17 protein-coding genes are annotated in these 20,345 nt (G+C 46.8%); 8 read left to right on the top strand and 9 right to left on the bottom strand.

What is annotated here, in order from left to right; translation table 11 throughout:
- Positions 1 to 276: 276 nt before the first annotated feature.
- From ACYVGR_RS32005 to ACYVGR_RS31995, 3 genes are all read right to left on the bottom strand, one after another.
- The gene (locus tag ACYVGR_RS32005; RefSeq protein WP_460964154.1) at positions 277 to 912 is read right to left on the bottom strand and encodes a peroxiredoxin; all 636 of its coding nucleotides are present in this window, start codon (positions 910 to 912) and stop codon (positions 277 to 279) included.
- Positions 913 to 1,052: 140 nt separating this feature from the next.
- Positions 1,053 to 1,709, bottom strand: a complete 657-nt coding sequence (locus tag ACYVGR_RS32000; protein ID WP_182464410.1) for a response regulator transcription factor — start codon at positions 1,707 to 1,709, stop codon at positions 1,053 to 1,055.
- A gap of 4 nt (positions 1,710 to 1,713) precedes the next feature.
- Positions 1,714 to 3,291 (bottom strand): sensor histidine kinase, encoded by a 1,578-nt coding sequence (locus ACYVGR_RS31995; RefSeq protein ID WP_460964152.1) that lies wholly within the window; start codon positions 3,289 to 3,291, stop codon positions 1,714 to 1,716.
- Positions 3,292 to 3,381: 90 nt separating this feature from the next.
- Between ACYVGR_RS31995 and ACYVGR_RS31990 the strand changes: the two genes are divergently transcribed.
- Positions 3,382 to 3,882: a DUF3299 domain-containing protein gene (locus ACYVGR_RS31990; RefSeq protein WP_182457398.1), complete on the top strand. Its 501-nt coding sequence runs from the start codon at positions 3,382 to 3,384 to the stop codon at positions 3,880 to 3,882.
- 210 nt (positions 3,883 to 4,092) lie between these two features.
- Here ACYVGR_RS31990 and ACYVGR_RS31985 read toward each other — a convergent pair whose 3' ends face one another.
- Positions 4,093 to 4,218 (bottom strand): SDR family oxidoreductase, encoded by a 126-nt coding sequence (locus ACYVGR_RS31985; RefSeq protein ID WP_460964150.1) that lies wholly within the window; start codon positions 4,216 to 4,218, stop codon positions 4,093 to 4,095.
- Positions 4,219 to 4,429: 211 nt separating this feature from the next.
- Here ACYVGR_RS31985 and ACYVGR_RS31980 point away from each other — a divergent pair, with 211 nt between their 5' ends.
- Positions 4,430 to 5,770: a chorismate-binding protein gene (locus ACYVGR_RS31980; protein ID WP_460964148.1), complete on the top strand. Its 1,341-nt coding sequence runs from the start codon at positions 4,430 to 4,432 to the stop codon at positions 5,768 to 5,770.
- Between the two features lie 35 nt (positions 5,771 to 5,805).
- On the opposite strand, the gene ACYVGR_RS31975 is transcribed toward ACYVGR_RS31980, so the two are convergent.
- A complete protein-coding gene (locus tag ACYVGR_RS31975) occupies positions 5,806 to 5,985 on the bottom strand; it encodes a hypothetical protein (protein ID WP_460964147.1) in 180 nt (59 codons plus the stop codon).
- A 60-nt stretch (positions 5,986 to 6,045) separates the two neighbouring features.
- On the bottom strand, positions 6,046 to 6,303 hold the full coding sequence (locus ACYVGR_RS31970; RefSeq protein ID WP_460964145.1) for an adhesin: 258 nt from the start codon (positions 6,301 to 6,303) through the stop codon (positions 6,046 to 6,048).
- A 306-nt stretch (positions 6,304 to 6,609) separates the two neighbouring features.
- On the opposite strand from ACYVGR_RS31970, the gene ACYVGR_RS31965 reads away from it, so the two are divergent.
- Positions 6,610 to 7,683: a glycoside hydrolase family 130 protein gene (locus ACYVGR_RS31965; protein WP_460964143.1), complete on the top strand. Its 1,074-nt coding sequence runs from the start codon at positions 6,610 to 6,612 to the stop codon at positions 7,681 to 7,683.
- A 31-nt stretch (positions 7,684 to 7,714) separates the two neighbouring features.
- On the top strand, positions 7,715 to 10,519 hold the full coding sequence (locus ACYVGR_RS31960) for a hypothetical protein (protein ID WP_460964141.1): 2,805 nt from the start codon (positions 7,715 to 7,717) through the stop codon (positions 10,517 to 10,519).
- A 174-nt stretch (positions 10,520 to 10,693) separates the two neighbouring features.
- On the opposite strand, the gene ACYVGR_RS31955 is transcribed toward ACYVGR_RS31960, so the two are convergent.
- On the bottom strand, positions 10,694 to 11,368 hold the full coding sequence (locus tag ACYVGR_RS31955) for a DUF6624 domain-containing protein (protein ID WP_460964140.1): 675 nt from the start codon (positions 11,366 to 11,368) through the stop codon (positions 10,694 to 10,696).
- Positions 11,369 to 11,459: 91 nt separating this feature from the next.
- On the opposite strand from ACYVGR_RS31955, the gene ACYVGR_RS31950 reads away from it, so the two are divergent.
- Both ACYVGR_RS31950 and ACYVGR_RS31945 read left to right on the top strand, forming a co-directional pair.
- Complete coding sequence (locus ACYVGR_RS31950) at positions 11,460 to 14,417, top strand: S9 family peptidase (RefSeq protein ID WP_460964138.1); 2,958 nt, start codon at positions 11,460 to 11,462, stop codon at positions 14,415 to 14,417.
- Between the two features lie 45 nt (positions 14,418 to 14,462).
- Positions 14,463 to 14,840 carry a retropepsin-like aspartic protease gene (locus ACYVGR_RS31945; protein WP_460964136.1) on the top strand — a complete coding sequence of 126 codons (378 nt, stop codon included), beginning with the start codon at positions 14,463 to 14,465 and terminating at the stop codon, positions 14,838 to 14,840.
- Between the two features lie 68 nt (positions 14,841 to 14,908).
- Here ACYVGR_RS31945 and ACYVGR_RS31940 read toward each other — a convergent pair whose 3' ends face one another.
- Positions 14,909 to 17,521, bottom strand: coding sequence for a GH116 family glycosyl-hydrolase (locus tag ACYVGR_RS31940; protein ID WP_460964134.1), 2,613 nt, complete (start codon positions 17,519 to 17,521; stop codon positions 14,909 to 14,911).
- Positions 17,522 to 17,674: 153 nt separating this feature from the next.
- Positions 17,675 to 18,067: a DUF1573 domain-containing protein gene (locus ACYVGR_RS31935; protein WP_460964132.1), complete on the bottom strand. Its 393-nt coding sequence runs from the start codon at positions 18,065 to 18,067 to the stop codon at positions 17,675 to 17,677.
- Between the two features lie 254 nt (positions 18,068 to 18,321).
- Here ACYVGR_RS31935 and ACYVGR_RS31930 point away from each other — a divergent pair, with 254 nt between their 5' ends.
- Both ACYVGR_RS31930 and ACYVGR_RS31925 read left to right on the top strand, forming a co-directional pair.
- Entirely contained in the window at positions 18,322 to 19,584 is a 1,263-nt protein-coding gene (locus ACYVGR_RS31930) for a sensor histidine kinase (protein ID WP_460964130.1), read from the top strand.
- 57 nt (positions 19,585 to 19,641) lie between these two features.
- Entirely contained in the window at positions 19,642 to 20,307 is a 666-nt protein-coding gene (locus ACYVGR_RS31925; protein WP_460964129.1) for a response regulator transcription factor, read from the top strand.
- Positions 20,308 to 20,345: the final 38 nt, after the last annotated feature.

Raw genomic sequence — 20,345 nt, 5'->3', positions numbered from 1 at the left:
TGGTTGATGTATCCATAAAATAAGCTGAGGGATGTGTCAACCTATTTCAGGACGAGTCACTGAAATGATAAAAGCCTCTTGTAGTTGCAAGAGGCTTTTATCATTTATAGCTTAACTATTACTAGTGCTCGTCCAATTTAGATTCTATAGCTTCTTTTGATACTATCGTTTCTAATTAATCAGTACACTAGAATCGACCGGGCGGGCGGCCCCGAGAACCTATAGAAACAGTTAGAATCTATTTTGTCAAAGCACTACGTCCCTGGCCCCATTGCCTTACTTATTAGGCTGAGGAGTTGTTCGTAAATATGGTTTCACGAACGTTACACCTTTCGGAAATTTAGCCTCCAGCTGATCATTCGGTACAGCAGGTGTTACAATTACGTCCTCGCCTTCTTTCCAGTCGGCAGGGGTTGCTACCTGATATTCAGCCGTGAGTTGTAGCGAATCGATTACGCGCAGGAGCTCGTTAAAATTACGGCCCGTCGAGGCTGGATACGTCAGCGTCAGTTTGATCTTTTTATCGGGTCCAATCACAAACACTGAACGCACCGTTGCTTTTTCACTAGCATTGGGGTGAATCATATCGTAAAGTGTGGCTACCGTACGATCGGGATCAGCGATGATGGGAAAATTAACTTCCGAACCCGTAACGTCTTTAATGTCGGGCGTCCAACGGTTGTGCGATTCCAGATCATCGACCGATACCGCTATAACCTTTACATTACGCTTGCCGAATTCATCTTTCAACAAAGCGGTTCTTCCTAGCTCGGTTGTGCAGACAGGCGTAAAATCGGCTGGGTGCGAGAATAACATTCCCCATGAATTACCTAACCATTCGTGGAAATGAATGTGACCTTGTGTTGTGTCGGCCTCAAAATCGGGGGCGATATCTCCTAAGCGAAGTGACATATAAGAGGTGGTTTAGTTGATAAATTCTATCTTGTTAATATAGTATTCAGGAAATGGAAAACCGGCAGCGAGCCGGTTTGATGGGCAAACCTAAAAAATAAGTTGCGAGTTCGCCATTTTTCAAAATTCCTTGCCAGAATTTAGATCAATTTATCTTCAACGGCCATCCGAACCAGTTCAGCTGCGTTACGCACCTGCAACCGACGCATCATGTTAGCACGGTGATTATCTACCGTTCGAACGCTGAGTTGAAGTTTTTCGGCGATTTCCCGGCTACTCATACCGGCTACTAAAAACTGTAGAATCTCTTTTTCCTTGTTCGACAGTTTTGATTGGCGCTCAGTACGGCTGTGTCGGCTACCTTTTTTGAGTTGCTGCATGTATCCACTCAGGATAATGGAAGCAACAGGAGAGCTATAGTATTTTTCGCCAGCAGCAATGGTACGAATCGCTTTGATCATTTCGTCCGACGATGAGTCTTTCAGCATGTAGCCATAAGCACCAGCCTCCACCGACCGTAAAATATAATCTTCGTTGTTATGCATGGATAGCATTAACACGCGCACATTCTTATACAACCGACTAACCACTTGTGTAGTCTGAATGCCCGACATGCCTGGCAAGGAAATGTCCATCAAAATCAGATCTGGCAGCAGTTCTGGAGTGGCCTGATGGGCTTTGAGCTTATCAAGGGTCTCTTCTCCGTCATTAGCTTCGTCAATAATTTCCAGACCATCGGCCTGCTCCAGTAGGAGCCGAATGCCATCCCGAACAATAGAATGGTCGTCTACCAGCATTAATTTAGTAGGTGTCATGATGAACAAGATGCGTTTGATAAGGTACGCTAACCTGTAGTTTAGTGCCTTTCCCCGGAGTAGACGTTAATTTGAATTTGCCGTTAACCAGCTTCGTTCGTTCCTGTATGTTATGTAATCCCTGCGAGGGCGGACGTAACGTTGCCGATTGAGTTGTACTCGTTGTATTTTCCTGAATCGGTTTCATTAACTCGTTAGGCTGGTTTTTGCGAGGTACCTGAAAGCCTTTTCCATCGTCACTCACTGTTAATTGTAAGCTATTTCCACGCTCTTTTAGTTCGATATGTATATGCGACGGCTTCGCGTGCCGCACTGCATTACTGACGGCTTCCTGCGTTACCCGATATAACATAATCTCTATGTTGCGGTCCAAACGGGGCATATCGGCCGTAAAGTTTGTTTTAAAGGTAACATCCAGTGTTTCGTTCCGGTCATGCTCAGCCAACATTTTAATGGCAGGAACTACACCAAAATCACTTAACACGCTAGGCATTAGATTGTTAGAGATCGTCCTGGTTTCCTGAATCGTCTGCGTAATAAGACTTTTTAACGTCTTTAAATTTTTCGAATAACTGGGTGTTCCATTTTGCTCGGTTGCGGCTGCTTTTGTTATCCCCGCTTCAAGACCTTCGATTTGCAGTTTAATGGCCGTAAGCATCTGACCCAGACCATCGTGCAACTCGCGCGACATTCGCTTACGTTCTTCCTCCTGGCCAGCAATCAGGTATGATGTGCGCAGTTTTTGGTCGTCGATCTGCTGCTCATACTGCTGCTTCGTTGCCTCAAAAAGTTTCTGACGCGTTTCCTTCAGCGATTTGTTGGCGCTTAACAGTTTCTTGTTAGCGGCTGCCGTCTGACTCTCAGCTTCAATAAGTTGGGCAAAGGTTTGCTTAAGTTTCCGGGCGGCTGGTCTGAAAATCAGTAAGCCAATGCCAACAAGTGCAATAACCGTGAAGACGTACAAATACAATTCAATAGAGCGCAACATGCTTAGTTTAGCCCTAAAATCGCTATTACAGACTACTACAATTCCGTCTATTTTCTCTAGAAATGGCTTTTCATTAGCCAGCATTAATTTAAGGCTAGCCTGTACATCGGGCTGCTTTACTTCATCAAATCGTTGAAGACGCATGATTCGATGGGCGCTTTGCTGAAAAGCTTCAAACTGTGGACGAATCCCCTCATACAACCGATTAATGTTATCATCATAAATAAGATGTATTTTAGGGTCATCGGTCCGGCCTTCCCGAGTCTGTAAGTGGTAACGTTCAAAAACGGGAAATAACCGTCGTAATTCAGCAACGTTTTCGTTAAAGCTGCTTTGTTCACTCGCATCTGTTACCTGCAAAACCTGCTTCACAATCTGTTGACTTTGGTGGCGTTGTAGCGCGGTGTGACGAACAACACTCAATTCCTGATCAATGCCTCCAAAACGCCATTGGGTTAACCCCTGCCCCGCAGTTAAGATAACGGCCAGGATAATAAGCATTGTTAAGTATAAACGAGTGAACCGAACGGGAATTACCGAACCGTCTTTTGCGTTATCGATGGGTGAGTCGGACACGGCAGCGTGATCGAAGCTTAAAGTGAATTATAAAAGTAATCTTTTTTGTAGTTTTACCTTTGTTTTCTACCGTTAAAGTCTTTCAACGCCATGAACCGTATAGTAATTGCTTTCCTCTGCGTGTCGCTCGTAGCCTCGGCCTTTCGTCCCGCTATCTTACCCATCGAACGAACCACGTCCAAGAGAGTAGCTCCCGTCGCTGCCGAACCGGTAAAATTGTCGTGGGAAGTCCTGCGCGACGTCACGTTCAAGAAAAAATGGTACGCTGAAGAGTCAGTGTACATGCTCTACCCAACTTTTGGGCAGGCTATTCAAAAATTAAACGGAAAAACGGTTGACCTAACGGGTTACGTACTTCCCGTTGATCTTGAATCGAATATTTATGTACTATCGGCTTTCCCCTATAGTGCCTGTTTCTTCTGCGGTGGTGCTGGACCTGAATCAGTAGTATCACTGAAGTTCAAAAAGTCGGATAAGAAATTCAAAACGGATGAGCGTCGTACCTTCCGGGGAACCCTCAAGCTCAACGCCGATAACATCTATGAACTGAATTACATTCTGGCCGATGCCGAAATGATTACTCAGGACTAGTACTTTACCAAAGTAGGTTCTGTAGATTCTATTGCCACTATTCTACTGATAATCAGCGTACAAGTCATCAATTAGAATCAACCGCGCGGGCGAACCCGAGAATCTCTAGAATCTAAATTGGACAAGTACTAGATATAACTAGTTGCAAAAAATAGCCCTAGCTACTTCTAACGATTAGCTGGGGCTATTTTTTGTAGGGTTATGTTATCTTTACAACGTTCCAATACCACCGCCAGCTACGATTTCTTCGCCAATTACAAACGACGAATCATCCGACGCCAGAAACGTAGCAATAGTGGCAATCTCTCTTGGCGATCCAAATCGCTTCATAGGCACTAGTTGAGTATATCCTTCAATGCCCGCTTATATCATCCGGGGCCTATGCTCGTAAATGAACCAGACTGATAGCCAGTGCAGATCACAGTTATCTATATAAATTATAGACATTTGTTTATCAATAACTAAAGAGTTTCGATTTGTCGACGCACAAATTTTCGGCAAACTCTGTTATCTATATAACCAACCCTAACCCGGTAGGTTGTTGATTATGCAATCGGATTATAGAATCAATACTTCATCAATAGGACAACTCGCCGAATCACAACGAACTGGCCAACCCAACGCCAGCGACCTTTGGGAAACGGCCCTTTCACTTGGATTTCCAGCCGCTCTTTGGCGGTTACCTAATCAACAGGATAAGCAGCTGATTGTCTCATTCGAAGAGGTTTTACCCCGTGTATCAGCCGATCTGGATGAATTACCCGCAGGTTTTCTGATTAGTCCGTTCGATAACCTCGCCAAAAACGCTCCCGTAGAAGCACAACTTTCCGAACACTTAGATCAGAGTGGGATTGTTCCACAAACCCTTTTTTTACGGGCCGATATCCAGGCTACTTTTCTAGGCAATGGCGATTCTTCTCAAAAACGAACTGAGCTTAAAAATTCAGCTAGCGAGAATGTCGGGCTGTTTTGGAACACGCTAAAAACACGTGCTAAAAATAAGATTAGTCAGCCCGCTTTGTCAGGCTTACCCGTGCCTATTGCCGACCCTTCTGCGGAAGCTTTGTTTGAGAAAAACGTAGGGCAGGCAGTTGAAGCAATTCAACGGGGAGAATTACGAAAAGTAGTGCTATCACGCACTAAACAGGTGCAGTTTGCCAATGCTCCTAATGCTATTGAATTATTTGATAAACTTTGCCAGAAATACCCCACGGCCTTTGTATCCGCTGTTTCGATTCCAGAATGGGGGCAAATCTGGATCAGCGCTACGCCAGAGCGGTTAGTAAGCGTTAATGCCGACGGAATTTTTCAGACGACATCACTAGCAGGGACTCAATCGGCATTTCATCCTGACGGTACAGCCAAACATCCGGCCAAAGCTATGTGGTCGCAGAAGGAAATTGAGGAGCAGGCATTGGTGAGTCGTTATATTATCGAATGCTTCAAGAAGATTCGGTTGCGGGAATACCTCGAAGAAGGCCCCAAAAGCATTATAGCGGGTAATTTGATGCACCTCGGCACCTCGTTCACCGTCGATACTCAAGCCGTTCGTTACCCACAGCTCGGCACGGTTATGCTGCGTTTATTGCACCCAACCTCGGCCGTTTGTGGTACCCCCCGCGATGCAGCCTTTGCGTTTATTCGCCAGCACGAGCCCCACAACCGTGAATTATACAGCGGTTTTCTAGGACCTGTTAATATAAGCTCGAATAACGAGGGACCAACGAGTAGCATCTTCGTCCATATCCGTTGCATGAAACTCGAAGGACGGCTGGCAACCCTCTATGCAGGCGCAGGCATCACCGAAGATTCGGACCCTGAACAAGAGTGGCAGGAAACCGAAATGAAATGTCAAACCCTTCTTAAGGTAATGATGAATGATAAATGATGAATAGTCTCCATTTATCATTCATCATTAAAAAATTACGCTCCTTCGGCTGGATCATTTGGGGCTCTGGAGCCATCTTCGGCGGTTCGATCACCCGCTTCGCTAGCAGCCGATGATTGAGTATCGGCATCAGGTGCAGTGCCTTCGGTTTCGGCGTTTGCGGTTGTCACTAAAGGTTCTTCGGCCGGATTCGGCGCTTGCTGTTCTTGTGTCATAACGTTGAAAATTAAAAGATTGAAACGAAAACTGACCGTAGTGTACTACGGTCAGTTTTTTTACTCCATACTGTCATCGTCCAGATCGTCGTCGATGTCGTCATCTAAGTCTTCATCGAGATCTTCAGGATTGAAGTCTTCTTCAATGTCGTCCAGATCATCTGCCCCATAGCCGCTACCGGCGCCAGAGCCAAGTTCATCGAAGTCGGCATCGTCTTCATCGAAGTCGTCCTCATCATCGTCAAATGCAGCTGCTTCTGGATCAGGGTTCAACATCAGCACGTCTTCATCCTGATCAAACGTTGGCTGGTAAATCATGGTTAATAGAGAATAAAAGTTAGTTTACTTTTCTTAACGCGGCTCTTTCCCCGAAGGTTTAAGCCGCTCCCAAACTTATTCAATAATTGATTCAAAACTACAAGGTCTGTACAAAGTTTATTTGTCATGACGCCTGAATTAATGAATAAAGGGACTTCACAACTCGCTTAATTATACAGGCATTCGCATCCTATTACCTTATCAATCAGTTCGTTACTAAAGCATTCTGAATAGAACTTAAGGCTATACGTGTCCGCCATCTTCATTCTTGCGAACATAGTCTAACAATTCTCAAGACTGTACCTTATGAAAAATTATCAGCTCCGACGTTTATCCGACCAACCCATTCTGCAAACCAGTGATGTAACGCCCAGTGTTGAAGGCTTTGATGTACTAGGGGCCTTCAATCCGGCGGCTTGTCTTTTCAACGATGAAGTTCTGCTTCTATTACGTGTAGCCGAAGCACCAAAGGCCGAAGCAGGTACTATTGTGATACCGTTGATTGAAGAACAGGATGGTGTGCCTTCTTTAGTGATCCGAAATTTCCCGCAGCCCACAGAACCATATGATCCACGGGTAATTTCGCTGGATGGAAAAGTTTACCTGACGTCTCTCAGTCACCTTCGTCTCGCTCGTAGCAAGGATGGCATTCATTTCAAGATCGACGACAAGCCGTTTTTATTTCCGGCTCGCATGGATGAATCGTACGGTATTGAAGATGCTCGAATCACGTTTATGGAAGGGAAATACTGGATTACTTATACGGCAGTCTCCGAACATGGCCCTGGTGTAGGGCTCGCTGTCACAACCGATTTTGTAAACGTTGAGCGCATCGGTATGATTTTGCCACCTCCGAACAAAGACGTAGCCTTGTTCCCGCAGAAAATCAATGGAAAATACAGACTGCTTCATCGACCTATGGTTTCGGATATTGGTAAGCCATCCATCTGGTTAGCCGAATCGGAGGATGGTGTCCATTGGGGCAATCATCGCTTTTTGTTTGGCGGTCGGGGGCACACTAGTCTTGACCCACTGGCCAATCCTTATGGTTGGGAAGGCGGAAAAATTGGCGCCGGGCCAGAGCCAATCCTGACTGACGAAGGCTGGCTCGTTTGCTACCACGGAGCCGATCCTACTCACTCCTATTCCCTGGCACTGGCTTTGTTGGACAAAGAAGACCCCGCCCACGTGTTAGATCGCTCGAGCTTGCCTTTGCTCTCACCCGAATTATCGTGGGAGCGCGAAGGTTTCTTCCCCAATGTTGTGTTTTCAAATGGCTGGGTTCAGTGGCCCGATCATAGCGATAAGGCTGGTCAAATTTGGGTATACTATGGTGCAGCGGATTCGGGTGTAGGACTAGCCGAATTAGTGCGCGTATAAGTACTCTCAAACTCTCGTATATTGGGGCATTATGAGACTAATTCTAACGATTGCCCGGTTCGAGTTGGCATATCACTTACGCCAGCCAGTAGTTTACCTATTTGCTGTTCTCGTTTTCGGGCAGGGAATCTGGTACTCATCCCAATTAGCAGCGCTGTATTCGTACAGCGATCCTGCCGTTACAGCTTATCTGATCGTAGCCTCACTAGGGGTTATGTTAGCTGTAGCGTCGGTTTTACTGGCTGGCCAATCGCTCACCAAAGATCTGGATTACAAAACGACGGCCTACTTATTTTCCTTGCCGATCACCAGCCGGATGCACTTTGCCGGGCGGTTTATGGGCACGTATGGTGCCGTTTTGCTGCTGGCGGTGTGTTATCTGCTCGGTATTGGATTCCATTCAGCAGCCTTCGCCCATGCACCAACCTCATGGCTAGCGTTAGCCGATGGTTTCGTACGATTAATCGCTCAAAACTGTTTTATAGCCGTTAGTCTAACGTTCTCTCTGACGGTATTTCTCCGAAGCATACGGGGAGCCTATATCAGCTTGTTTCTGGTTGTGCTCTATTTTCTACTAACCGAATCCAGCCAGAATCTAATGGCCGATTCAGATCTATGGAAACTACTGGACCCGTTTGGCGTGGATATGGCGAGAGAATCAGTGGCCGACATGCCTTTTAGTGATGATCCTGGCGGGTGGCTTGCCTATTCCGATATGTTTTTCATTAATCGACTCTTATGGCTCGGGCTATCCTTTGGTTTGCTAGCATATGCAGAGGGCCGATTTTCCTTTGAATTTTTCGCCAGTACACAATCCAGGAAATCAGCCCGTTCAAACAAGTCAATCATAGAACGGTCTGCTCCTTTACAGCTTCCTTCTGTGCAACCTCGCTTTGGCGGTTGGCTATCCTGGAAAACTACCTGGCGATTAACAAAACTAGAATTCCTGAATCTGATTCAGCAACCCGTTTTTTCGATTTCGGTGGGCTTATTAGTGCTCTTGGCTATACTATTGGCAACCGTACTAGGTACGAATCCTGACTTTCCCGAGCTACCTGTCACCTCACGCATGACAGCCCTTCGGTTACCGTTGGGGATATTTATTGGTTTGTTTTTGCTAGTTATGACTAGCGAACTAATTTTCAATGAACGAACCACCGGCTTCTGGTCTATTTATGACGCCCTCCCCCAGCCCAACGCGATTCTACTACTGGCCAAATTGCTGGCTATGGTCGGCGTTGCAGCTTTATTGACAATTGTCCTTTTTTTGACCAGTGTTGGCATACAGGTAGGGAGTGGATTCCGTGAAATCGATTGGTGGCGCTATACCGCCGACTTGCTGACCGATGGATTTCTACGCTATTGTCAACTTATAGCCCTTGGCGCGTTGGTTGCCACGCTGACAAATAATCGCATTGCCAGCCATGTTGTTAATTTACTCATTTTTAGCGCCCTGACGTTCCTGTATCAGATCAATGGTCATGAGCATACCGTTCTTCTCTATAGCTTTCTGCCAGGTTCAGCAACCTATTCGGACTTAATCGGCTTTGGGACCAATGCACCCCTTCGCACTATCATTCAATTTGTGTGGTGGGGTGTTGCTGGCGTCTTCCTGACTTCCTTTTTTCTGACCTGGAATCGGGGTGTAGCCAGTGGATTAACGGAACGCGCTGGCCACTGGCGAAGTCAGTTTCGTTGGCCTTATCAAGTATCTTTTCTGGTATTTGGTATCCTGCTCGGCTTAGCCGTTTGGCAAACTCACCAACGCCTACAGACAGTACCAGCTACACAAACCATTCAGTACAAATCGCAAACGCTGGCTATTCAATCGGTAGCTGGCAAGCCCATTGCCATTCGAGTGCGCCACCATCACCCGTATCAGGTTCAGCATATACTCCGTGCCACGGAACGAGCTTTGCACAGGGGCGAACAACTATTTGGAGCCTACCCTTATGCCGATTTACAAATTTCTGAAATACCGGTTGGCATAGCCGATGTTACATCAGCACCCGGCCAAATTCTTATTTCCGAAAAGCAAGGCTGGATCGCTGATAATCGACAACCCGATAAGCTTGATCACATTGACTACCTGATTGGTCGTGAAGTATTTAAGCAATGGCTAGTGCATCAATTAAAGCCCATTGCAAAACCGGGAGATGGTTTTATCAAACAAGGTTTGGCAGAATATCTGGCCTTACAGAGTGTTGGGCAGCAATATGGTCAGGAACGGCTCCAGCAACGACTTGCTCAACGGGCAACGTGGTATGCTCAAAGCCGACAGCATAGTAATAAGTCCGAACGTCCTATACTTCAATCAAGGGGCAACGATGCCGTCGAACGTGGGCGAGCTGTTCTTGCCCTAACTAGCATCGAACAGGTTTGGGGAGCGAAACCGCTCAGTTTTACGATTAGCCAATTCTACCAAAAAGCCATTCAACAGCCAACATCGGCGACAGCGGTTGCCTTTGCCAGTGAACTTACCCGCCAGTTACCCGACTCGTTAGCTTACTTGAAATCCTACTTAAGCGATCAGTTGTGGTTCGACTTTAAAGTAGGACGGGTAGCCAACCTATCGAATGGTTTAACGGTTGAAATTATCACGACAAAGTGGCGAGAGGCCAGCAAAGGGCAACGGCAAAATATCCCCATTAACGACTATGTTCCCCTTGCCATTCTTGATCAGGATAATCGTGTAATCTACAGCCAATTGGCCCATCCAAATGCAGACGAACGGTTTGTATCGCTGCCTCCTTTGCCAAATGCCCGGAAAGTAATTATAGATCCATTGGGCACCTGGATTGAGCCTAACAAACGGGATAACTATAAGATTTTCTGAGGGTTATTTTTCGGCAGGGTGGATAGGATTTCTAGTACGGTTTCTATTGATTCTTTAGATTCTATGGTTGCTGTCACGCCGATAACCAGAACCAATAGAGTCTCAAGAATCTACAGAAACTGAATCGAAACAGCCCTAGAAATCCTGTGCATCCTGTTAATCCTGTCGAGAATTTCACAACTCCAGGATATACAATTTCCGGGCGCTTTCCATTGTCAGTGAGGGGTCGTAGGAAGCATTTACCCGAATGGCGTTCTCGGCCACAGTGAGCGGTAAACCAGCTTGTTTTCGGCGTTGATTCACGTTTCGGTAGTCTTCAATGGGCCATACGAAACAACGGGAAGCTAATGACTCCCGAAGCTTCCGACAGGCAACTTGGGTGCCATACAGTTGCGGTTTTTGGGCGTACATCAACGATCGGTCGAGCATCAAGGCATACTGACGGAATGGCAATTCGCCCTCGTCAGCTGCTTTTTTGACAGCGGGCAAGTAATTATCCACCGTATGCGCGTGCTGGATGATATAAAAAACAACCTCGTTGGTTGGCAAACCAACTTTGGTTTTACCGGGATAACCGTGTTGCTTCAGAATCATATCAGCCCGCTTCAGATTACTGGAATCTATTTTTATCTGCTCGGTCCAAAGTACGCCCGCCAATTTGGTTCGATCAACTTTATAAAGAGTAGTTAAACTATCTGTCAATGGCTGATTATTACCCAGTTTAGTCAACCATATTCGATTACGCTGATCCAGTACATACATACTGTCTAACTCGCGTTTAAGCGAATTTCCTGACTGCGAAAAGGCATAGACGGGTAGTAAACTGATTGCGAATAGTAGGAATCTCATGATTAATTGTAAGTAATAGACAAATTAACGAAGATAGGGGTAGCACTGTTGGATTTTCAGTAATTTAGTTGGTCCTAACTTTTCTCTTTATATGACTCGCTTCATTCAACTCTTACTCTGTTTTTTACTTTCCTCTCCCCTATTTGCCCAAATTCAGAAGCGCGCACTTACCAGCGCTGATTACGACAAGTGGCAAAGCGTCCGCTCCGAAAAAATCTCGAACGATGGTCGCTGGATTGCCTACCAGATTGACCCTCAGGACGGCGACGGGCGACTGGAAGTAGCTGCCAGCGCTGCAGCTACGCGCTATGTTTTTCCACGGGGCTACATGGCCCAATTTACACCAGACAGTAAATTTCTGGTGATGCGCCTGAAAGTACCGGTAGCCGATGTTCGTAAGGCCAAGCTCAAAAAACGAAAGCCTGACGAGATGCCGAAAGATAGTCTCTTAGTGCTGAATTTATCGACGGGTAAATCAACTAAACTACCGAATATCAAATCATTCTCGTTTGGCAAGGAAGCCGGTTCGTGGCTGGCTGTGGTTCAGGAACGGAAGGAAGATAAAGAAAAACCCGCTCCTAAACCTGTAGCACAAGCGCAGAAAGATACGCTTAATCCAGCTCCTCCCGTTTCCACAACAACGGTAGCTACTCGGAAAGGCCCGGTGAAAAAGCCCAAAGGTGATGACTTGACGCTGTTCAACATGGCCGATGGTACCCGTAAAACCGTTCGCTACGTTTCTAATGCTGTTGTTTCTGATAATGGTCAGGCAGTATTTTATAGTAAAGAATCGGCCAGTGACTCACTAAAAACGGGCGAAGCAGGTATTCCAGGCGTTTTCCTGTTCAATACGACCGATGGCAAAACAATGCTTGTCGACACAAGCTCGAAGCGAAAAATTTACAAAGGTTTAGCCATTGATAAAGCAGGCAAACAATTGGCCTGGATGGCATCGGCCGATAGTGCGGGTTCTGATGTGAAAGTGTTTTCGCTCTACTATAAAAGTCTATTGCCGGCAAGCGTAGCTAAAGGCAAAAAGCCAAAAACACCCGTGGCTGAAGTGCCCTTTACCGTAATTGCCGATACGACGGTTAAAGCGCTGCCCAAAGGCTGGTCGGTGAATGAGTTCCGGGAGCCGAAGTTTGCCGATGATGGCAAGCGGCTGTATTTTTCAACATCGCCTATTGCGCCCAAACCAACCAAAGACACCCTAACGCCTGATGATGAAAAGGTGCGGATGGATATCTGGACCTGGACCGATACGCGCCTGCAACCGATGCAACAGAAACGGCTTAAGGAAGAAAAAGAACGTGGTTTTCTGACCGTCTATGATCTGGCCACTGGTAAAGTTATTCCCCTAGCCAACCGGGAGGTGCCAACGGTTGGCTTCGACCCAAAAACAAATCCTCGTTATCTATTGGGCTTAAGCGATTTGCCCTATCAGGTACAGTCGTCCTGGGACCCAGGACATACGGATTTATACCTGATTGATACGCAAACGGGCGAGAAAAAGCGGATTGCCAATGATATTATGGCATCGCAACCAAAGCTATCGCCAGAAGGGAAATATGCTTATTGGTTCGATGAGCGGGATTCGCTCTGGCGCGCCTGGTCGATAATGGATGGCAAACGGATTGATCTGACACGCGGCCTACCTAGTAAATTTTTCGATGAAGAGCACGATACGCCAAATCTGCCTGGTGCCTATGGGGCGGCTGGCTGGACAACTGGCGACCGTTATGTGTGGCTCTATGACCGCTACGATATCTGGCAGGTTGACCCAACTGGTCATGAGAAGCCGCTTAATTTGACTGCTGGCTGGGGTCGAAAAAATAATGTTCGTCTCCGTTATGCCGAAGTAGACAGCGATGATGACGACGCCCCTGGACGACGGGGAGGAGCTATCGAAAAAGCAATCGATCCTAAAAATGAAGTCTTCCTGACAGGTATATGGGAAAGCGATAAATCGACCGGGATTCTGAAAAGTAAGAATGGGCTTGCGGCTATGGACCCAGCCACGTTGAGCCGTAGTAATCACCGGTATTTTGGGTTGAACAAAGCGAAGAATGCGTCGACGATGACGTTTTACAAAGGCAACTATCAAGAGCCAATTAACATCTTTGTGACCGATACAACCTTGGCCACACCGAAACAATTGACCCGTGCCAACCCGCAGCAGGATAGCATTCGTTGGGGTAGTGTGGAAATTGTGAAGTGGGTAGGTACCAACGGTGTTAAACTTGAAGGGCTGCTCTTCAAACCCGAAGGCTTCGATCCGAAAAAGAAGTACCCGATGCTAACGTATTTCTACGAGCGAAATGCCGAAACGCTAAATGACTATCGTGCTCCAGCCCCAAGCCGCTCGACGATTAATATACCCTATTGTGTTTCAAACGGTTATCTGGTTTTCATCCCAGATATCGTTTATACTACTGGGCAGCCAGGCCCCAATGCCTATGACTGCATTGTGCCGGGCGTATTAAGTTTATTAGACAAAGGCTTCGTTGATCGCGACCGGTTAGGAATTCAGGGGCAAAGCTGGGGTGGTTATCAGACTGCGTACATTATTACCCGCACAAACCTGTTCCGGGCCGCCGAGGCTGGCGCTCCCGTAGCTAACATGACCTCGGCCTATGGGGGCATTCGTTGGGAAACGGGTATTGTCCGGCAATTCCAGTATGAAAAAACGCAAAGCCGGATTGGAGGTACGCTTTGGGATAAGCCAATGAACTACATTGAGAACTCGCCACTTTTCTTCGCAAATCGTATTCAAACTCCGCTGATGATGACCCACAATGACGCCGATGGAGCCGTTCCCTGGTATCAGGGTATTGAGATGTTCTCAGCGCTGCGTCGACTGAATAAGCCCGTTTGGATGCTGGTCTACAATGGCGAAGGACACAACCTGACCCAACGGCATAACGCGAAAGATTTGAGTATTCGCTTATACCAGTTCTTCGATTATTATCTTAAAGATGCGCCCATGCCAATCTGGATGAAAGAAGGACGATCGGCCGTTGAGAAGGACCGGGGTGAGATGAAATATTGATCTGAAATGGGCTTTTATGTAACTTTACAGAAACAACCCGCCGACATGTCAATTATCAAGCAGCCACTACTTTATGTAGGTTCTCAGGGAGAAAAACATTTGTACACATTGTTCGACAGTGGTGCGAATCTATCATGTATTAATCCAGAGCACGTTCCAGATTTAGCGCATCTAGAAAGTTTAGGAAGAATTCGGCGCGTAGCTACAGCTGCCGAAGGACATTTCATTGAAATCAAACATGTTGTTCGCTTAGACTTTTACCTACAAGATGTGCTTCTCTCCGATGAATTTCTTGTCGTACCAAATTTGAGTGAGGAAGCGATCATTGGCGCGGCTACGATGCAGAAATGGCGTATCAAGTTAGATTTCGAGCATGATACAGTCCACGTAGACCCTAAAGTGGCTAAAATGCAGTTGATTTAGCGATTCACATGTATCCACGGGCTTCAGTTCGTGGGTACATGTGAATTTCTTTTGAGTTGTCAATAGACCTATTCATTTACAGTAAAAGTGATCGTTTTCCCTTCTCCCAATTCCTGCCGTTTAGCGAATGAATGCTTTCCTGCATTCTGAATCTTAAACGTCCGAAGTCCTATTTTGCCACTTAGTACGGTTAAGGCAATGTTCGTTTTCGGGCCTGTCTGACTTACAGCGCAAGTTCCCCAGGCGGAGCCATTTGACCAGAAATAAGTGCCAGGTTTTGAGGTTATGGTCATCGTTTCTGCGACGCCCGAATATTGAAACTGGCTCCAGGCCAACACGGTATTCCAACTGGTCATCGATCGGGCATAATGATAGCCACATTCGGGTTCGTTAAACGGGTTTCGCTTTTGGCCGTCAAATCGATTCCGAATAGCCGAAAGACAGCTAAGGGCATTCTCGGTCTGGCCCTCATAGAGCATGCCTACCGCAGCACAATATTCAAAACCCGTCATCGACTCGGCAAAATAGGGGAATGGTACTTTTAAACGTCCTTTGGGCCAGCTTGCCATAAGCAATCCGGCTTCATCGCCCATGACATACGAACGCATGTTGTTGAAATGATCTGAGAAGTTGTCCAGATAATTGTATTTCATAATGCTTTTTAGCGTCGTCTGGATGTGTCCCTGATCGGCCAGATACCCTAGTCCTACTATGTGCGCCATCATCTGACCAACTAACTGATCTACAAGGCAGCCTTTTCCTAACTGATAATCCGGCACATTCACAGTAGAATCTCGTTCCCAATTAAGGAAAGCAAATGTTTTGGGGTCTGTAATTTTGTGCTCATAATACTCTCCATTAAACAGGTTCTTATCTATCCAAGCACTCCCTTTCTTCGCTAAATCATCGCACTTTTTAGCCAGCTCAGGATCGTTCATCGCGATGGCCATTTCACGACCTGCCTTCAACGCTCCCAGATACCAAAAACTCATCTGCGGATTGGGCCCGAAATAATCGACGTCCATCGTATTATGTTGGCGTCCTTCCATTACGCCATCCTGGTTGCCATCCCAACCGCCATTGACCCAGGCATAGCTCAGAGCCTTTTTCACCTGGGGCCAGTTCTTATTCAGAAACGCCTGATTACCGGACAGTTGCCAATCGCGGTAAAACTTCAGGATTGTTCCCAGTTGTCCATCGGCTGCGGCATTCTTCCACTCCTGCGCTTTTTCGAGCGGCAACATGACCCTAAAGCTCATCTTGCCAACTTCGTTCGTTGCATAATTAAACTCAATATCCCGCATCGACTGCGATAGATCGGAGAATAAAAAGGCCGTTGCCTGCTCATAATTCCAGACGTGGGTGCAGGAGCCAAAGCACGAGCCAAATTCATCGAAAACACCCTCCCAGCCCATTAAATGGCCACTTGGAATTCGGAAAACAGTTTGCGACCGTAGCGTGGCCAGGTTAAACAGCGCTGCTTCCTTAATCACGTCGGGATAATCACTTTGCAAAAAGGCGTTGACGAACTGGAGAGTTTTCTGCTCCAGGGTCGGCAATCGAGGCAAGGTTTTGACAATAACATCCCAGGCATCGGCATACTGAGCCGAATAGTAATTGCCAACAGCTGGTTGATCTGCCTTTGTTGAAAATGAGGCCCAGGCCGCTCTATTCGGAAAATTCCAGGTGATAAAAAATGTAAATGTCTGGGTCTGACCAGGTGCAATGACTTTCTGAACAGCCAGCGACGCCAATGGATCATCATCAACTAGTTGCTTCTTTTCGGTCAGGACACCATCTGCACTAAAATCATCCCAGAAATCAAGCATGGCATTTTCCCAATCGTTAGACCGCGAACTAGTCCGGTAGCTGACGCCTGTCTGGCTGTTGGTTGTCAGGGCTATGGTTCCCCAGGCGGCATCCCGCCGATTCACGCTATCCGAGTGCATAAATATCCCCTGTACATCGCCTTGCTGTTTGTAGGTATTCACATTTTTTTTTGCCCCGATTGGAACATAGTCGCCTTTCCAGTCTTTTATGGATTTGCTCCCATCCTTCCCGATAAAATTTCGCATCGACCCGCACACCGACACGGTTAATGGTGCCTGACTTGTATTGGTTACGTCATAGGCGAGCACCGCAATGGGAATTCCGCTGTTATCGGCATCGCCGGGAATAAACGGATTAAAGCCTTTCACGGTTACACGAACCGGCATTCGTTTATCCGACAGATTCACCTGCCCAAACGGATAAGCCGCATCGAACGAAGCATCCGTAAAACGGGGGAAACCATGCTGATTTACGGGCCGCCCTTCATAATGCTGAAATTCCGAAGGATCTAGTGGGCCAAGTAAAGCCTTCGTCATGGATTTACACTGGGTGGGTCGCACAGTAATGGCAAAAAACGGGGCGTTATTTCCAACAGTAACTGTGCTAAACCCTTTGGCGGGCTTATTCATAATTTCCCAGTCGCGCAATTCTCCTCTCCCACCGAGCGATACCGTTCCGGTGCCAATTCCGCCCAGCGGAAGGGCAATGTTCCGCAGGTGGTCTTTGTCATAATGTTTCAGAGTTGGCCAGTTGCTGGGTTTCCATTGGGCAATACAGATACGGGTTGTAAGCGACAGAAAACAAAGCAAATAGAGAAGTGATAGACGGAGCTGACAGGGAATTCGGTTCATAAAGGGCTCTGTTTTGCAAGTAAACAGATCGGTACGTCCCCAATGGGATCGTACCGATCTAGGCTACTAAAAGCGACGCCCTGGATAATTATTACTGTTGTAGAAAAAGGGATTAATTCAGCTCAAAAAGACTGATTACCAACTACCTCTCCTTTATTGAGCCATTGCGCCTTCTTTCACGACCTCGCCTTTGAAATAAAGGACTTGCGTTCCTCCTTCGGCATTCGACTCAACAGTGACCGATTTGTTAAACGCACCCAAAGCAGCAGCATTAAAGGTAGCCTTGATTACACCCGACTGACCTGGCAAAACAGGTGCTTTAGGATACTCGACTCCCGTGCAGCCACAAGACCCTTTGGCCTGATTGATCACAAGGGGTAATTCGCCTTTGTTCGTGAACGAAAATTCTGCTGTAACAGGCTTATTCTGAACAACACGTCCAAAATCATGGGTAGCGCTACGCCAGTTGAATAGAGCAGCAGGAACCGTCATGGCCATAGAAACGGCCAACACAACTAACGAACCGAAAAACAGGAAACGTTTCATAGAAAAATGGTTTGAGATGGTTTATCAACTTGCCCACTCAGGCAACGATACAAACCTACCGTCGTCCTGTCGATAGCCTTGTTAAGCACTTGCTAACGTTTGTTAATGAGTTGTTAACGTTAGAAAAATGAGCGAAAGAGTGCATGAGTGATTGAGCGAATTCACGTTACTTTACAGACAAGAATAGATTACGCCAGCCATTCGCACAATCACTCATTCACGCCGGCCGGCGCTCCGGTTTCGCTCATTAAAAAATGTCCCGTTTGCGTCTGTTAGTTGTTCTTTCGGTGCTATCCATCATCGGAATCCTGGCTGTACAGGCAGTTTGGGTTCGAAATGCCTATGCTCTGCGCGAACGGCAGTTCCGGCAGTCGGCGTTTATTGCTTTGCAGGATGTGGCCGACGACGTAGCCAAGCTCAACAACTTCACCTTGAATCGGTATGCCGTTACTCAACTCTCTGCCGATTATTTCATCGTCAATACCGACGCCCCTATCGACCCAGCTACACTCGAACTATACATTCAGCGATCCTTGCAGCAACATAATCTCATTACCGATTATGAGTATGGTATTTATAATTGCGAAACCGACCGTATGGTCTACGGTGCTTATGTAAGCACCAGTAGTTTGGCCGTAACGAAAGTACAAAACGGCAAAATGCTGCCGAAATTTCCACGATATACGTACTATTTTGGCATTCGCTTTCCCAATCAAACCGCCTTTGTAGCCGGTCAGTTAACGGGTTGGCTGTGGTCTACGATGGCTGTACTGCTGGTAGTTAGTTTCTTCGGCTATACGCTGAGTGTTGTGTTAAAACAGCGACGATTAACCGAAGTACAGCGCGACTTTATCAACAACATCACCCATGAATTACAGACCCCAGTTTCAACCATCCGCATTGCGGCCGATGTACTTCAGTCCGAAACCATTACCCAACAACCCGACCGATTGAAACAATACGCCCGTGTGTTGGGCGAAGAAAGTAGGCGATTGCAGAAGCAAATCAACAGCGTTCTACAACTGGCCCGCTCCGAACGCACAGGTTTCGGCCTTGAACTAACAGATGTTGATTTACATGAAGTTATGCGCACTGCTGCTGACTCCTTTACGCCAGTTATTACCCTTAACTTGACCGCAACGAACGCACATATACGTGCCGACCGATACCAACTCGAAACGGCCTTAAACAATCTGATTGACAACGCGATCAAATATTGCACACAAGAGCCATGTGTCGTACTGCGTACACAAAACGAGAATGGGCAACTAATCTGGTCGGTGAGCGACAACGGTATTGGTATTGCACCCCAGCATCAAAAAGCTGTTTTTCAACAGTTTTTCCGGGTCGCATCAGGCCATACGCACGATGTAAAAGGCTTTGGACTTGGATTATATTACGTTCAGCAAGTTATTCGTGCGCATGGTTGGCGACTGAAGCTTATTAGCGATGTAGCCAAAGGCAGTACATTTGAATTAAAGAGTGAATGCGTGAATGAGCGAAAGAGCGTTCTATAAAGGCATGCTCTACGACCAGTACCCTAATTTCGCTCATTCACTCTTTCGCTCTTGAAAATGGCTCACATTCTATTCGTTGAAGACGATGTCAACCTTGGGTTTGTGATTCGGGATACGCTCGAAAACGTCCCGTTTCGGGTTACGCATTGCACCAATGGGCCTGATGCCTGGACGGCGTTTCAGGCAGGTTCGTTCGATGTTTGTTTGCTGGATGTGATGCTGCCGCAAAGTGATGGCTTTACGCTGGCAAAGCAAATCCGCTCCATCAATACACAAGTTCCAATTTTATTCCTAAGTGCCCTGGCCAACCGCGATGACCGTCTGCAAGGGCTTCGTTTGGGTGCCGACGACTACCTAACCAAGCCTTTCAGTATCGAGGAATTAATCTTAAAAATCAACGTTTTCCTCCGGCGAACAACAACTGTTGCAGATCGACAACCAGTAAGCCATACCACCCTCGATCGGCAAAATCTAACGCTTACGGTGAAAGGGCAAACACAGACCCTCACCCATCGCGAAGCCGATGTAATCGCGTACCTCCTTGACCGGCCCAATACGCTTGTCCGGCGAGACGAATTATTGCGGGCTGTTTGGGGCGATGATGATTATTTCATGGGTCGGAGTCTCGATGTATTTATTTCCCGACTTCGAAAACGCCTTGCTCAGGACCCAACTATCCGAATCGAGAATGTGCATGGAGTCGGGTTCGTTTTACGACAATAGCCTCTGTGGGCGCTAGCATCATCTATTAGCCATATTAT

The sequence above is a fragment of the Spirosoma litoris genome, assembly GCF_054776755.1.
This window is presented reverse-complemented; position numbering and strand designations above follow the sequence as displayed.